12 protein-coding genes and 2 pseudogenes are annotated in these 13,645 nt (G+C 46.0%); 6 read left to right on the forward strand and 8 right to left on the reverse strand.

Annotation, left to right across the window (positions count from 1 at the left end; genetic code table 11):
• Positions 1-130 precede the first annotated feature (130 nt).
• Positions 131-895, reverse strand: coding sequence for an ATP-binding protein (locus ACLTOQ_RS15215; protein ID WP_337425652.1), 765 nt, complete (start codon positions 893-895; stop codon positions 131-133).
• Positions 896-1,211: 316 nt separating this feature from the next.
• Here ACLTOQ_RS15215 and ACLTOQ_RS15220 point away from each other — a divergent pair, with 316 nt between their 5' ends.
• Entirely contained in the window at positions 1,212-2,774 is a 1,563-nt protein-coding gene (locus tag ACLTOQ_RS15220; RefSeq protein WP_412319869.1) for a GNAT family N-acetyltransferase, read from the forward strand.
• 437 nt (positions 2,775-3,211) lie between these two features.
• On the opposite strand, the pseudogene ACLTOQ_RS15225 reads toward ACLTOQ_RS15220, so the two are convergent.
• Together ACLTOQ_RS15225 and ACLTOQ_RS15230 are read right to left on the reverse strand one after the other, a co-directional pair.
• Positions 3,212-3,760: pseudogene (locus tag ACLTOQ_RS15225) on the reverse strand (hydroxylamine reductase); the annotation flags it as partial.
• 14 nt (positions 3,761-3,774) lie between these two features.
• Positions 3,775-4,494 (reverse strand): 4Fe-4S binding protein, encoded by a 720-nt coding sequence (locus ACLTOQ_RS15230; protein ID WP_021914521.1) that lies wholly within the window; start codon positions 4,492-4,494, stop codon positions 3,775-3,777.
• Positions 4,495-4,592: 98 nt separating this feature from the next.
• Here ACLTOQ_RS15230 and ACLTOQ_RS15235 point away from each other — a divergent pair, with 98 nt between their 5' ends.
• Positions 4,593-5,273, forward strand: coding sequence for a Crp/Fnr family transcriptional regulator (locus ACLTOQ_RS15235; protein WP_337598864.1), 681 nt, complete (start codon positions 4,593-4,595; stop codon positions 5,271-5,273).
• Positions 5,274-5,323: 50 nt separating this feature from the next.
• Here ACLTOQ_RS15235 and ACLTOQ_RS15240 read toward each other — a convergent pair whose 3' ends face one another.
• The 5 genes from ACLTOQ_RS15240 to ACLTOQ_RS15260 all read right to left on the reverse strand — a co-directional run bounded on the left by ACLTOQ_RS15240 (position 5,324) and on the right by ACLTOQ_RS15260 (position 10,639).
• Entirely contained in the window at positions 5,324-6,025 is a 702-nt protein-coding gene (locus ACLTOQ_RS15240; RefSeq protein WP_262587992.1) for a response regulator, read from the reverse strand.
• Positions 6,018-8,171 carry a DUF4118 domain-containing protein gene (locus ACLTOQ_RS15245; protein ID WP_412319872.1) on the reverse strand — a complete coding sequence of 718 codons (2,154 nt, stop codon included), beginning with the start codon at positions 8,169-8,171 and terminating at the stop codon, positions 6,018-6,020. The genes ACLTOQ_RS15240 and ACLTOQ_RS15245 overlap by 8 nt, the downstream gene beginning before the upstream one ends.
• Before the next feature lie 17 nt (positions 8,172-8,188).
• Positions 8,189-8,836, reverse strand: a complete 648-nt coding sequence (locus tag ACLTOQ_RS15250; protein WP_262587996.1) for a potassium channel family protein — start codon at positions 8,834-8,836, stop codon at positions 8,189-8,191.
• Between the two features lie 13 nt (positions 8,837-8,849).
• Complete coding sequence (locus tag ACLTOQ_RS15255) at positions 8,850-10,190, reverse strand: TrkH family potassium uptake protein (RefSeq protein WP_412319874.1); 1,341 nt, start codon at positions 10,188-10,190, stop codon at positions 8,850-8,852.
• Between the two features lie 242 nt (positions 10,191-10,432).
• Positions 10,433-10,639 carry a hypothetical protein gene (locus ACLTOQ_RS15260; RefSeq protein ID WP_021914527.1) on the reverse strand — a complete coding sequence of 69 codons (207 nt, stop codon included), beginning with the start codon at positions 10,637-10,639 and terminating at the stop codon, positions 10,433-10,435.
• Between the two features lie 312 nt (positions 10,640-10,951).
• On the opposite strand from ACLTOQ_RS15260, the gene ACLTOQ_RS15265 reads away from it, so the two are divergent.
• The 4 genes and pseudogenes from ACLTOQ_RS15265 to ACLTOQ_RS15280 all read left to right on the forward strand — a co-directional run bounded on the left by ACLTOQ_RS15265 (position 10,952) and on the right by ACLTOQ_RS15280 (position 13,627).
• The gene (locus tag ACLTOQ_RS15265) at positions 10,952-11,422 is read left to right on the forward strand and encodes a GNAT family N-acetyltransferase (RefSeq protein WP_021915300.1); all 471 of its coding nucleotides are present in this window, start codon (positions 10,952-10,954) and stop codon (positions 11,420-11,422) included.
• A 33-nt stretch (positions 11,423-11,455) separates the two neighbouring features.
• Positions 11,456-11,566: pseudogene (locus ACLTOQ_RS15270) on the forward strand (YoaP domain-containing protein); the annotation flags it as partial.
• Positions 11,545-12,885, forward strand: coding sequence for an MATE family efflux transporter (locus tag ACLTOQ_RS15275; protein WP_337622489.1), 1,341 nt, complete (start codon positions 11,545-11,547; stop codon positions 12,883-12,885). The pseudogene ACLTOQ_RS15270 and the gene ACLTOQ_RS15275, both read left to right, overlap by 22 nt.
• A 106-nt stretch (positions 12,886-12,991) precedes the next feature.
• A complete protein-coding gene (locus tag ACLTOQ_RS15280) occupies positions 12,992-13,627 on the forward strand; it encodes an esterase (RefSeq protein WP_349174019.1) in 636 nt (211 codons plus the stop codon).
• Positions 13,628-13,645 lie beyond the last annotated feature (18 nt).

Genomic DNA, 13,645 nt, shown 5'->3' on the forward strand with positions numbered 1-13,645 from the left:
TGTACTCTGTGTACAGGTTTCTTTTGTCTTGCCATAATAAAAGGCCCTCCTAATGGATAATTATTTTATCATAGAAGAACCTTGCCTAGATTATTTTACAGAAAAAGTATCACAGACTCTGGAATATTGCCTATTTGGCAACATAGGTGCTCAACTTGCCGCTTCCTTTTTGCTCAAGTTTGCCATCTTCGCAAAGTTCTTTAAGCAACCGGAAAGCCTTTGTTGTTCCGGCGCTAATCAAATCCTCGACTTCTTTTCTTGTAACACTGCCGTTTTCCCGTGCGTATTGAAGAATGAGTGACTTCTGTTCATTTAGTGATACATCTTTGTCCGCTTTATCAGATACCCGGACATCCATTTCCGGCTGCTCATTCCTATTGGGAAGTGTTACGCGGAAAACACCTTTTGCCGTTTCAAACTTTGGCTGGGATGGGCAAGTCTTATATGCACGTTCAATTTTTCCAATTCCTGTGCCATAACTTTCAATCAATCTCATTCGGTAGAAAACAGCCGCAAGGTTCGGATTTCTCGATTGTGAAACACCTAAGAAAATGGATTCCAGTTCCAGACCGGATACAAGACCTCCAAGAGAGACAAATTCGATTCTATCCTCATAGACATTGACCAGATTGCTTCCGCTGAAGGAGTAATCACGGTGAACCATGCTGTTCAATAAAGATTCTCTGATTGCATCCTCTGGATAATCTCTTCTGTCGGTTCGATCCAGACCGGTAAAGGTTGCTTTTGTTTTATTGACCAAATCTATAAATTGATAGACATCTTCAAGTTGCTTCAAAATGGAGCCCTTAAATTCCTTTCTGTCACGGAATAGCTCCTTATCCTTCCCTTGAAATAGCGCGACTTTTGTTGTGGTTTCGCACTGGTCTGATAGCATCAGCTACGCTTCCTTTCTTGTTCTTTCTTTCTTGTTATACGAGAGAAAGAAAGGTCAGGAGGTGTTGAAACAAGCATTTTGTCGAGCTGCAAGCATCACATGGCCACCGGAGCGGCTTCCTTGAGGGAACAACGCCAGTATATGAATCGTATCTGCGCTTGAAATAAGGCTACCGCAATCCCACTGGCTTTAGACGGTGGGTTAAGGTAGCTAAAAATCAGAAATTATTGTATACTCATGGTATTGGAACATGGAAATCTGAACTTTTCACGCGAAAACTGGATGCTATGTGGCAGATGAGATAGGAGCAGAACAAATGAAGGATGAAATTTTTTTCAGAGATAAGTTAGAGGATGAATGGGAAGCAAACGAGGTGTATGCTATTTTATCAGAGTGTGATAAGGATTTTGAACCGCCGTTATCGGAGCGGGGAAGCACTGTTCAAAAGACATGGGAGAAAAAATCTGGTGACGGTGTAAGAAATTACTTTAATGAGGTGGCAAAACAGCATACACTTTTATTAAAAAGAGAGAAGAAAATCATTGCTTTTCTGTCATTTCGTTCGATGGAAGAATGTGAGGCTTTAAAAGATTACAGGGATATCTGTTATTTTACCACACTCTGCATCAGAAAAGAGTACAGAGGCCAGGGGCTAGCACTGGTATTATATCAGAAAGCGAAAGAATATGTGGAAGAAAGCAGCAGATATACGGTAATGGCACTTAGAACCTGGAGTACGAACAAAGCACAGCTGCACCTGATGGAAAAAATGGATTTTCACTGTGAAACACGTCTGAAAAATGACAGAGGTGAGGGAATTGATACCTTATATTTTGTGAAAGAAATTACAGGAAAGGGAATCCGTGCATATGGATATACGATAGGAAATGGCAAGTGTGGCATTCGCAATACGATCACGGATGTGCCGGGAGTAAAGGTTGGGCATTATACGGTGAGGAAGGGAAAAAAACAGACTGGTGTTACAGTGATCATACCATGTGATGGTTTTGTCTATGAAAGGAAGCCACTTGCAGCGGTTTATGCATTAAATGGTTTTGGGAAGACGCAGGGAACGGTTCAGATTGAAGAACTCGGTGTATTAGAGACGCCGATCGCACTGACGAATACACTAAATGTAGGAAAGGCAGCAGATGGGCTTGTCACATTTACGGAAAAGGAATGCAGGAAGAACGGTAAAGAGTTAGTAAGCGTTAATCCAGTAGTAGGAGAGACGAATGACTCTAGAATTAATCAGATCACAGAACGGGTAGTAGAGGCAGAAGATGTACTTTTCGCAATCGAGCACGCAGAAAAAAACTTTAAGCAGGGGGCAGTCGGTGCCGGAAGAGGAACAGTCTGTTTTGGATTAAAGGGTGGGATTGGTTCCGCATCAAGAATTTTAACGTTTGGCGGTAAAGAGTATACAATCGGTGTTTTGGTGCAGTCTAATTTTGGAAAAACGCAAGATCTTACCGTTGCCGGCGTACCGGTTGGCAGACAGATATGCACGAAAATGCAAAACAGTGCAAAAGAGGATAAGGGTTCCATCATGGTCATTGTGGGGACTGATCTGCCGCTTGGAGAGAGACAGTTAAAGAGAGTTTTAAAAAGAGCAGCAGTTGGGTTGATACGAACTGGTTCTTTTATGGGACATGGCAGTGGGGATGTATTTATTGGGTTTACCAATGCGAATGGGATACCGGATACGAAAGAAGAGCAGTTTCATATGATGAAGTACTTCCCGGAAAATCAACTTGATAAGGTATTCCGGCTGGTGGCAGAGGCTGTGGAAGAATCTATTTTAAATTCATTGACGTGTGCAAAAGCGATGCCAGGGCGAGATGGTGAAATCTATCATAGTTTAAGTGAATTTTTGTGATCTGTCTTTCTTCGGTGGATCCGGTGGAGGAAATCCCTGGAGGAAAATCTACACCGCAGGATAAGGCAGAAGGAAAGCATCTGACGGAGAGTTTGGATCTACAGCCATACTGACGGTCAACATGGAATCAGAGAATTCATCATCGGAATGTGTATTCTGTTGAGTGTGTTTGGTGCAGTAATTTTCGTCAGAAAAAAGAGTGGTTCTGAGGATGAATAAGTATCAAATTTTACGATGAAACAACAGATAGTTACAAAGAAAATGAGACAGAGTGGGAACGAATCCTGCTCTGTCTTTTTTCGAAAAAATCAGTGAAAATCAATAGAAGTGTGGGAAATTCATTCTCGGCAAAATCAATTTCGGATTATCTGAAATCGGAGCATCATTCTATCGACAATGAAACGCTCTCGAAGAACGCGGCAAATGCTTTAGCAGAGTTCTGTATTTGCTTTGTCAAGAAGTGCCATACACTTCAGATGGATTTCTCCTACTTTGAGTACGGTAGGAAGCAGAGTTTCCACACTTTCTTCATAGCCAATCCTAAATAATGCTTCACAGAAGAATCGATTCACTTCGTCATCTTCGTAATCCAGAACATTTGCGAGATATGCATAGGCTGACATTCCGCGAATTCCGAAAAGAATAAGGGACTTTAAGGAACGGATATCTTCATCGGCATTCCACAGCTGCTGCATATTGTATTCAGCTGTTTTACCGCATGGTGACGGACATTTGCTGCAGTCAGGAACCAGTCTTTCTTTTTCAACTCTGACTTCTCGTATCATTTTTTCGATGGCTGCATTATTAAAACTCACATTTGTAATTGTTGTAAACAGTCCTTTCAGTATGACTTGTGAAGTTCTTGGGGAAATAATTTCTGCGCCATCGACTGCTCTTGCAAGAGCAATCAATGCACCGGTCAGTTCATCCTGTAGTTTGGCAGTATCTGTCTGTTCGCGCTGATAACAAAACATCTTTTTTTCCATGATTGTAGTCTCCTCTACTCCAGAATTTTCCCATCAATACTGATTGTTACAACCTGCCATGGTATGAATTTTCCACTGTTTTGAAGTGCTTTTTTTGCTGCCATCTCCAGTCCACCGCAGCATGGAACCTCCATTCTTACAATTGTCACACTTTGAATATTGTTATTTTGAATAATCCCGGTCAGTTTCTCACTGTAATCTACTTGATCTAATTTTGGACAACCAATTAAAGTTACCTTATTTCGAATAAAATCCTGATGAAAGCTGGCATAAGCGTATGCAGTACAATCGGCTGCAATTAAAAGTTTTGCATCGTTAAAATATGGTGCATGAATAGGAGCCAGTTTAATCTGTACCGGCCAGTTCTGAAGCTTTGATATTGAATCTGCAGTAGAAGCTGGTTTTTCGGACTCAGGCGTTTCTGTTCGCCGAATCTGCATGATTTTAGATCCAGGACAGCTGGAGTGAGAGGACATTGCCGGGTTTTTGGCAAATTGTTTTTTCTGTGCTTCTTTCACGGCTTCTTCATCATATGCAGGGGCTTCTCTTTCTTCAAAAGAAATGGCACCTGTGGGACATTTCGGAAGACAATCGCCTAGTCCGTCACAGAAATGTTCTCGCATCAATTCTGCCTTTCCGTCAATGATATCAATAGCACCTTCGTGGCAAGCGTCTGCGCAGGCACCGCAGCCGTTACATTTTTCTTTATCGATCTTGATAAGCTTTCTTAACATTTTATCCTCCGTCCATAGCATTGAATGTTTGTTTCTGCTAGAATTGTAGTATGTGAAATACGACTTGTATGTTTGATTTCCAACATGGAGGAATGATTTTGGAAAAATATTTACCTATCCTAAGAAACAGTCCGTTTTTTAAAGGTCTTACAGATAACGAGATATTATCCATATTGCATTGTGTAAATGCAACAGCAGTTTCTAAAGAACGGGATTCCTATATTTTCAGAGCAGGAGATTCTACCGAGGTAATGGGACTTGTGGTGTCAGGCTGTGTTCTTGTTATGCAGGAAGATCTCTGGGGACATCGGAATATTTTGTCAAAATGTCATGCCAGTGATTTCTTTGGAGAACCGTATGCAGCAAGCCCGGGAGCTGTTTTAAATATCAGTGTGGTAGCGGATGAGGATTGTGAAATTATTTTCTTAAATATCCAAAGACTTCTGGTTACTTGTCCAACTGCATGTGAGCATCATCAGAAGCTGATCCGTAATCTGGTTCGTGTCCTGGCAAATAAGATACTGATCCTGAACGATAAGATCACACATGTTGGAAAGCGAACAACAAGGGATAAATTATTATCCTATCTGTCTGCTGAATCTATCAAACGTTCGTCATTGTCTTTTGAGATTCCTTTTGATCGGCAGCAGCTGGCTGATTATCTTTGTATTGATCGTGCAGCAATGTCTACGGAGATATCAAAGTTACAAAAAGAAGGATTTATAAAAACAAATAGAAATCATTTTGAAATAAGGCTGCCGCAACCCCACTGGGTTTAGACGATGGGGAAAGGCAGCTTTTTTCACAGAGTTTTGAGCTCAGGGATTGCTCACTCGACCCGCAGCATCCGATAACCGATGCCGATGTGCGTTTGTATGTATTGCTGCCCATCTTTCCCGTTTTCCAGCTTTTTGCGCAGGGTTGCCATGAATACTCGCAGAGAAGCAATATCATTTTCCCAACTGCTGCCCCAAATCTGTTGCGTAATGTAGGTGTGTGTCAGAACCTTACCAACATTTTTGGAGAGCAGGCACAACAGTTTGTATTCGATGGGCGTTAGGTGCAGTTCTGCACCATCAAGATATGCGCAGCCTGCCGCATAGTCGATTTTCAGCGCACCGTTCGTAAAAATTGGGGTTTCCTTTGCCGTATCTGCTTTTATCAACGCTAACCTTCGCTGCGTCACCCGCAGTCGTGCCAACAGTTCATCCACGGAAAAAGGCTTCGTCAGGTAATCGTCCGCCCCGGCATCCAGCGCCCCGATTTTATCGGAATCCTCTGTCCTGGCGCTGATTACAATGATCGGCATATTCGACCACGAACGGATCTTTTGGATGATCTCCACGCCATCCATATCTGGAAGTCCCAGATCAAGCAGCACAATATCTGGATTGTGAGACAGCGCCTCCATTACGGCGCTTGCGCCGTTTTGCGCCGAAAGATACCTGTATTCGTGAGTTTTCAGTGTCGTAGTGATCAGATTGCGCACAGGGGTATCGTCTTCTACAACAAGGATAAGTGGCTTATTCATTTAAGTTCACCTCACTAAGTGGTAATGTAAAGGAAAAGATGCAGCCATGCGGCGAATTGTTTTTCAGCGTTATTTCGCCATGATGTGCATGAATGATGGCTTGGCAGAGCGTGAGCCCAAGTCCGAGGCTTCGGCGGCTGTCGCCAATCGGATTTCCCCCGGCAAAGAACATTTCAAAAACACGCTCCTTTAGTTCGTCCGGGATACCAGGGCCGTTATCGCTGACACAGATCTCAACCGCTTTTTTTTGCTGGATTGCCGTGATCCAGATGTTAGAGCCAGCCGTAGTATATTTGACTGCATTGTTCACCAGATTGATAAGCACCTGCACGATGAGTCCTGCATCCACCCGTATCAGCAGCGGCACGTCTCCGCAATCCACCGTGATGTGATGTTCTGTCGATCTTCGGTCGATATGCCGTAGCGCTTCCGACACAATATCGTCCACAACCTGATCGGAAAGACGCAGCTTGACGCTGCCGTCAGCAATTTTCGTAATGGAGAGCAAATTCTCAACCAGCTCGGTCAGCCACTGTGCATCGTCATGAATGTCCGTAAAAATCTGTTTCCGTGTTTGCTCATCCAGCATGTCATAGCTGTGCAGCAGTGTGTCGGCATTGCCGGAAATAGAGGTCAGCGGTGTCCTGAGATCATGAGAAATTGAACGCAGAAGATTAGCGCGAAGCTGTTCGTTCTTTGCAAGAACGGCAGCTTCTTCCTTTTCTCTGGCATTTCGCAGGTTGTCCAGCGCCAGAGCGCACTCACCGAGAAGGGAGAACAGAACGCTGGATGTAAATGCGTCAGGCTGCGTTTGCTTTTCCATCGGAATCCCGACAACGCCGTAAATTTGCTGCTCAGTACGAATGGCAAGATACAGTCGTTTTGCTTTGGGAAAGTTTTGTGTCGTTGCTCCGGCACGTTTCCGGTTTTGCCAGACCCAGTCGATCACATCCTGTTCCTGGTCTGTGTCCGGGGCACTATAGGGGCAGCTTGCGTCAGCCGGGTAAAGGATCCCTTTGGACAGCGCGCCTTCCTGTGCCGGATAAATCAGGATGTTCCGCTGCATGAGCTTTTGTATCTGCGTTGCGGTCATCCGGTAAACTTCCTCAGACGTTTCCGCCTTTTGAAGCTGCCTGTTCATATCAAAAAGCAGCTTTGTGCGATAAGCGTCCCGTGCGGATAGCTGCGCGTGGGCTTTGAGCTTGGCTGCAAGTGTACCGGTCAAAAGCGCAGCCATGAACATGACGGCAAAGGTTATGGGATATTTGCTTCCATAGGCGACCAAAGACAGCCTGGGTTCTGTCAGAAAATAATTGAACAAGATGACACTCAAAAAGGCGGACAGCACGCCGCAGGTATATCCGCTGGTAAAAGCGGAGGTCAGAAGCACACCCAGCAGATAAACCATGATGATATTGGCATCCGCAAAGCCAAGCCGCAGAAACAACCATCCGATGATCGTAGCGGCTGTCAGAATCCCGACAGTCAGAAGCAGTTCCCGGGCGGTTGGAAGCGCCGGGCGAACGGCGAAAAGTGGTTTCCTGGGATAGCTTTTATAGACCTCCGCATCCGGAATGATGTGAATGTCCATCTCCGGCGCAAGCGTAATGAGCTGTTCTGTCAGCGTCGGTTCGCTCCAGAAATGCCGTCGCTGCACGCCGCTGCGCCCAATTACGATTTTGGTCACATCGGAGAGCCGCGCATATTCTGCAATCTGCGTTGGTACATCTTCTCCATGTGTTGTGATGATCTCTGCACCAAGCTGCTGCGCAAGACGTATATTCGCCTGCAGTCGAGCGATATCTTCTGCGTTCATGCCAGAGTATCCGGGAGTCTGCACATAGAGCGCGGTAAGGCTTCCGCAAAATGCCTGCGCCATTTTTCCTGCCATTCGTACAATACGTTCATTGGATGGGGACGAGGACAGGCACACCAGAATATGCTCTTTTGATAGATTGTTTTCATTGTTCTGCACAGTTTCACCACCTCTTTTGATGGTATTATAGCACCAAAAGGCGGCGGTTTCTATTGTGTCCAATCGGATTCGTTTCTGATTTTCGTACAGAAAGCGATCCAGCTGCTTCATCAGAAACCATCCGAACAGGAACGTTAGAGCCATCCCAACGATCAAAATGACATCTTTCACATTGTTTCACCGTCCGTTCATATCCGGAAACACTTTTGCAGCGCCTTATATTCACCCAGCGCTAAAATGGTTATTTCTCCTGACAGCACCGTATCAGATGTAATTGAAACGTCGGTTTTTCCGGAATGTTTGATGCCAAGAATGTTAATGCCATACTTCCTGCGAATATTCAGTTCACCAACGCTTTTGCCAATCCACTCGTGTGGAACTTCTACTTCAAAAATGGCGTGCTGCCCGTCGATCTCCATGTAGTCGAAAATATGATCGGCAGTATATCGAATTGCTGCCCATTCTGCTACCTGCTTTTCCGGGTAGATCACATGGTCGGCTCCGTTGCGAAGCAGAAACTTTGCATGTACATCCCGCTCTGCACGCGACACTACACACTTCGCGCCAAGCTCCTTCAGAAGCGACGTCGTTTCCAGCGAATTCTGAAAGCTGCCGCCAATGGTCACGATGCAGACATCGAAATTTCTGATGCCAAGGGAACGAAGAAACTCCGCGTTTGTACTGTCTCCAATTTGCGCGTTGGTGACGAGGTGAAGTACATCATTGATCCGTTCTTCGTTTGTATCGACTGCCATGATCTGATGCTCCAGCTGAGATAATTGCATAGCGATATGCCGTCCGAAGCGGCCTGCGCCAATCAATAAAATGTTTTTCATGTGTAAAGACTCCTTATCCAATCATTATTTTTTCCTGCGGCAGCTTTGCGCCGTTTATTTTTTTACCGGAAAACGCTGCATAAATGAGCGTAAGACCGCCGACTCTGCCCAGATACATGAGCATGATCAGCACTATTTGGGAAGGGAGATGCAGCTGAGGCGTGATACCCAGCGTCAATCCCACTGTTCCGACTGCCGAAGCCGTTTCATACAGGCATGCGGAAAGCGTCAAATCTTCATACACGCTGATAAAAACAGCGCCGCCAAAGAACAGTGTAAGGTACATTGTCAGAATGGTTGCGGCGGTCTTGACAGCGCTGAAATCAATCCTACGTCCGAAAAACTGAGCATTCTCCCGCTGACGAAAGGTTGCGGAAGTATTGGCAAGCAAGACCGCCAGTGTCGTTGTTTTTATTCCGCCTGCCGTAGAACCCGGAGAACCGCCAATGAGCATCAGAAGGATCATTATGCCCTGCGACGCACCGGACATTGCAGATAGCGTTACTGTGTTATAGCCCGCGGTCCTCGGCGTAACGGACTGAAAAAAAGATGCCAGCAGCCGCTTTCCGGTAGAAAGCGCGGAAAAGTCGGTGAAAAAGAAAAACGCAGCGGGCAAAAGAATTAAAAGACCTGTCGTGACAAGGATCACCTTACTCTGCATCCGGTAGCGATGAAGCCGCCACTTGTTTTCGCAGACATCGTCCCATGTCAAAAAACCAATGCCGCCAACTACGATCAGCAGCATGATCGTGATATTGATTGTCGGACTGCTGGCATAGCCGGTAAGGGATGGATAGAGATTACTTTCTGTTCCAAGAATGTCAAATCCGGCGTTGCAGAATGCGGATATGGAATGAAACACTGCCATCCAGATGCCGCGCCATCCATAGTCATGGCAAAACACCGGCAGCATGGCCAGTGCGCCCAGCAGTTCGATCAAAAACGTTCCTCGCAAGATGAACCGTGTCAGACGGACGATTCCGCCGACCTTTGGCGCAGAAATTGCATCTTGCATGGTGCTGCGCTGCATCAGGGAGATTTTTCGCCCGGACAACAGCGCAAACGATGCTGCTACGGTTATGACGCCAAGTCCTCCGATCTGGATCAGTACCAGAATGATCATCTGTCCGAAGCCGGACCAATAGCTTCCGGTATCTTGAACAACAAGTCCTGTGACGCAGACGGCAGAGGTCGCGGTAAACAGCGTTTCATTGAATGGCGTTACACATCCGGCTGTTGTGGAGAGCGGAAGCATCAGCAGCAGTGCTCCGAGCAAAATGACCCCGGCAAACCTTAATGTGATAGTTTGAAAAGACGAAAGACGGTGCTTTCGACGGATGATTTTCTTTGGCATAAAGGCAGCTCCTTATTTCTGTGATAATTATATTTTATACGGCCAGAGATTTTAAGATCGGATAAGGGACGGGGACGTCGCATTAAGGTTGGATAAAGATGGCAGAGCGCGCATTCTATTGGATACCAGAAAAAACCTCTCCGCAGTCGGGAAACCGGCGGGAGAGGTTTTCTTTTTCGAAATTTATGGTATGTTTTTACACATTGCAGGCGCATGCAGCGTCCCGCGTCAGAATCCGAACCTTACAGTCTCTGCTGTACGTTGCGGATGTACGCTTCCTGCAGCTCGGGGCTCTTTGCAGGATCGATATCGTCCGGGAACTCGGCGTCGATGGTGGACACCTCCGGTCTGTAGTTTAGGCGAAGCGCGTGTTTCTCGATGTAATCCGTCGCTTTGTTATAAACCTCCTCCGTTACTCCGTTTAAGGTAATAGTATATAATTTTGACATCTGTGTATCCTCCGTTTCGTTGAAATTCAGCACCTCTGCTGATAGCTTCAGTATATACCTGTCGGGCAGATTTTAAAAGAGAAAAGGCTCATATTACCTGTAGAAATAATAATGATAATTATTACTAATATTGTACAAAATAGACAAATCTAACAGAAATTTGTTGGATTTCATTTTATAAGATGGTAAAATAGCTTCAAAACGATGGGAAAATCCCGGTGGCGAGGACCGCAGAAATCAGGGGTCAGACCCCGGTCAAAACCGGAGATTTTTTACCTGAAAAATCGAAATTGTAAAGGAGATAAGTTTGAAATGAAGATTCGCAAGGCGGAGAAAAAGGATATCCCAAGAATTCTTGAACTGTTGGGACAGGTATTACAGATCCATGCAGAGATCCGCCCGGATATTTTTATACCAGGTACCACCAAATATACCCTTTGTGAGTTGACGGAATTATTGAAGCAGGAGGATAAACCGGTCTATGTTGCCGTAGATGAGGACGATTTGTGCATGGGCTATGCCTTCTGTCAGCTCAGGGAACAGCCCTTTTCCACCAACATGGTGTCCTTTAAATCATTGTTTATTGATGACTTGTGCGTTGACAAGCAGGCACGAGGGCAGCACATTGGGGAAAGTCTGTTTGAATATGTGAAGCAACAGGCAAAGGAACTGGGCTGCTACGAAGTAACCCTGAACGTCTGGACAGGAAACACATCGGCAGAGCACTTCTACGAAAAAATGGGCATGAAAACAAAGGAACGGCAGATGGAATATATCCTGTGAGCCGGTTGGGGCAGTCCCTGGTCAAAACCGGACACGACCTACGCTTTGTTTCGGGACGGTCAGTTTCTGACACAGAGTATCCAGTCAGATAAAAATCAGGAAGTTGTGGAGGATATAGGATCATGTCAAAAGAGGAGTATTTGATTACCGATACGCCGCTGAAAGCGCTGACGGTTTTTGCAATGCCGATGATTCTTGGCAGCTTTTTTCAGCAGGTATACAATATGGCTGACTCCATTATCGTCGGTCAGTTTGTGGGTTCTTCTGCGCTGGCGGCGGTTGGTGCCTGTGCAGCTCTGACCAATGTTTTCATTTGCGTGGCACTGGGGGCTGGTGTTGGTGCAGGTGTGCTTGTGAGCCGCTATTTCGGTGCCAGGGAGTATGGCAAAATGAAAACCATTGTGTCTACATCTCTGATCAGCTTTTTGGTTCTGAGTATCCTCCTGGGTGTCTTTGGCTTTTGGTTTTCCCATGGGATGATGAGCGGTTTACAGACTCCTGCCGATATTTTGAAGGAAGCAGTGCTGTACCTGCGGGTCTATTTTGTGGGCTTTCCGTTTTTGTTCATGTACAATATTCTCTCTACCATGTTCACCGCCATCGGTGAATCAAAAATTCCGCTGGGGCTGCTGATCTTTTCCTCCATCCTGAATATTGGGATGGATCTTTGGATGGTAGCAGGTCTGGGGCTCGGCGTGTTCGGTGCCGCCCTTGCAACTTTGATCGCACAGGGCATTTCGGCTGTGCTTTCCTTTTTGATTTTTTTTAATCGGATGCGGCGGTATAAGAGTACCTTTTCCTGGTTTGACGGGCGGGAGCTGTGTTCCATGCTTCAAATTGCTGTTCCATCGGTTCTCCAGCAGTCTACCGTGTCTATCGGTATGATGATTGTACAGGCGGTGGTAAATCCCTTCGGCACGCAGGCACTGGCAGGATATGCGGCAACAATGCGGGTGGAGAATGTTTTTTCCCTGATTTTCGTGTCCATCGGGAATGCGGTTTCGCCGTATGTTTCCCAGAACCTTGGCGCAAACAAAACCCAGCGCATCAAAAAAGGCTACCATGCAGCATTGGTATTGGATGTGTGCTTCGCGGCGCTTGCTTTCCTTGTTATTGAAACGCTGCACACACAGATTTCCTCGCTATTCCTTGGAAAAGACGGAACAGCCCTGGCCTATCAGGTGTCCGGGGATTATATGAGATGGCTTGGTTACTTCTTTCTCTTTATGGGAATCAAAATGGCGACCGATGGAGTTCTTCGCGGACTCGGGATCATGCGGCCATTCCTTATTGCCAACATGGTAAACCTTGCGATTCGCCTGTCCGTGGCATTGATCTGTGCACCGCGTTTTGGCATTGATTTCGTTTGGCTTGCTGTGCCGGCAGGCTGGCTTGCAAACTTCCTGGTTTCCTATGCGGCACTCAGAAAATTCTGGCCGACTGAGAAGGTGGAGCTATCTTGATAAATTTGGATGTCAGTACGGATTATTTTCTGATGGGCAAGTTTATTTGCTCTTTCTGACGGTGTATTAGTAGGAAGGGTGCAAAAGAGAAGAAATGGAGGACGCGATGCAGATAGTTCACTACGGAAATCTCTCCGCTTCCACAGTCCTGATTCAGCCGGTAGACGATCATGATCTGGAGGAGATGGAAACAGAATTAAACGAGATCAGAAAACAGGGAAAGGCAGACTTTCAGTTGATTGCGGTGAAAGTGGACAATTGGAATCAGGATCTTTCGCCCTGGGAGGCGTCTGCAGTCTTTGGCAGCGAGGGCTTCGGAGACGGTGCGGGGGAGCTGCTGCAATTTCTTTTAGGACAATGTGTGGATCGCAGAAAAACGTATTATATCGGTGGATATTCGCTGGCGGGATTATTCTCTCTTTGGGCGGCATATCAGACGGATATCTTTGCAGGTGTTGCAGCAGTATCTCCGTCTGTCTGGTTTCCGGGATTTCTGCAATATATGAAAGAACACGATATGAGAGCAAAGTCGGTGTATCTGAGCTTGGGAAACCGTGAAGAAAGAACCAGAAATCCGCTGATGGCAACCGTTGGGGACTGTATCCGGGAAGGGTATAATCTGTTAAAGATGCAGAAAATCCGAACGATTTTGGAATGGAATCCGGGAAATCACTTCAAAGATGCCGGAATCCGGACAGCGAAAGGGTTTGCGTGGCTCATAAGGAATCAGGGGGCCGAGTAATTATGGGTCAGACCGCAA

The organism is Gallintestinimicrobium sp. (assembly GCF_046968865.1).
Lineage (GTDB): Bacteria > Bacillota > Clostridia > Lachnospirales > Lachnospiraceae > Gallintestinimicrobium > Gallintestinimicrobium propionicum.

Excerpts from the sequence above, each read along its gene's own strand:
- ACLTOQ_RS15230 (WP_021914521.1), bottom strand. The coding sequence starts at position 4,494 with ATGTTAAGAAAGCTTATCAAGATCGATAAAGAAAAATGTAACGGCTGC.
- ACLTOQ_RS15220 (WP_412319869.1), top strand. The coding sequence starts at position 1,212 with ATGAAGGATGAAATTTTTTTCAGAGATAAGTTAGAGGATGAATGGGAA.
- ACLTOQ_RS15275 (WP_337622489.1), top strand. The coding sequence starts at position 11,545 with ATGTCAAAAGAGGAGTATTTGATTACCGATACGCCGCTGAAAGCGCTG.
- ACLTOQ_RS15280 (WP_349174019.1), top strand. The coding sequence starts at position 12,992 with ATGCAGATAGTTCACTACGGAAATCTCTCCGCTTCCACAGTCCTGATT.
- ACLTOQ_RS15240 (WP_262587992.1), bottom strand. The coding sequence starts at position 6,025 with ATGAATAAGCCACTTATCCTTGTTGTAGAAGACGATACCCCTGTGCGC.
- ACLTOQ_RS15215 (WP_337425652.1), bottom strand. The coding sequence starts at position 895 with ATGCTATCAGACCAGTGCGAAACCACAACAAAAGTCGCGCTATTTCAA.
- ACLTOQ_RS15260 (WP_021914527.1), bottom strand. The coding sequence starts at position 10,639 with ATGTCAAAATTATATACTATTACCTTAAACGGAGTAACGGAGGAGGTT.
- ACLTOQ_RS15255 (WP_412319874.1), bottom strand. The coding sequence starts at position 10,190 with ATGCCAAAGAAAATCATCCGTCGAAAGCACCGTCTTTCGTCTTTTCAA.
- ACLTOQ_RS15250 (WP_262587996.1), bottom strand. The coding sequence starts at position 8,836 with ATGAAAAACATTTTATTGATTGGCGCAGGCCGCTTCGGACGGCATATC.
- ACLTOQ_RS15265 (WP_021915300.1), top strand. The coding sequence starts at position 10,952 with ATGAAGATTCGCAAGGCGGAGAAAAAGGATATCCCAAGAATTCTTGAA.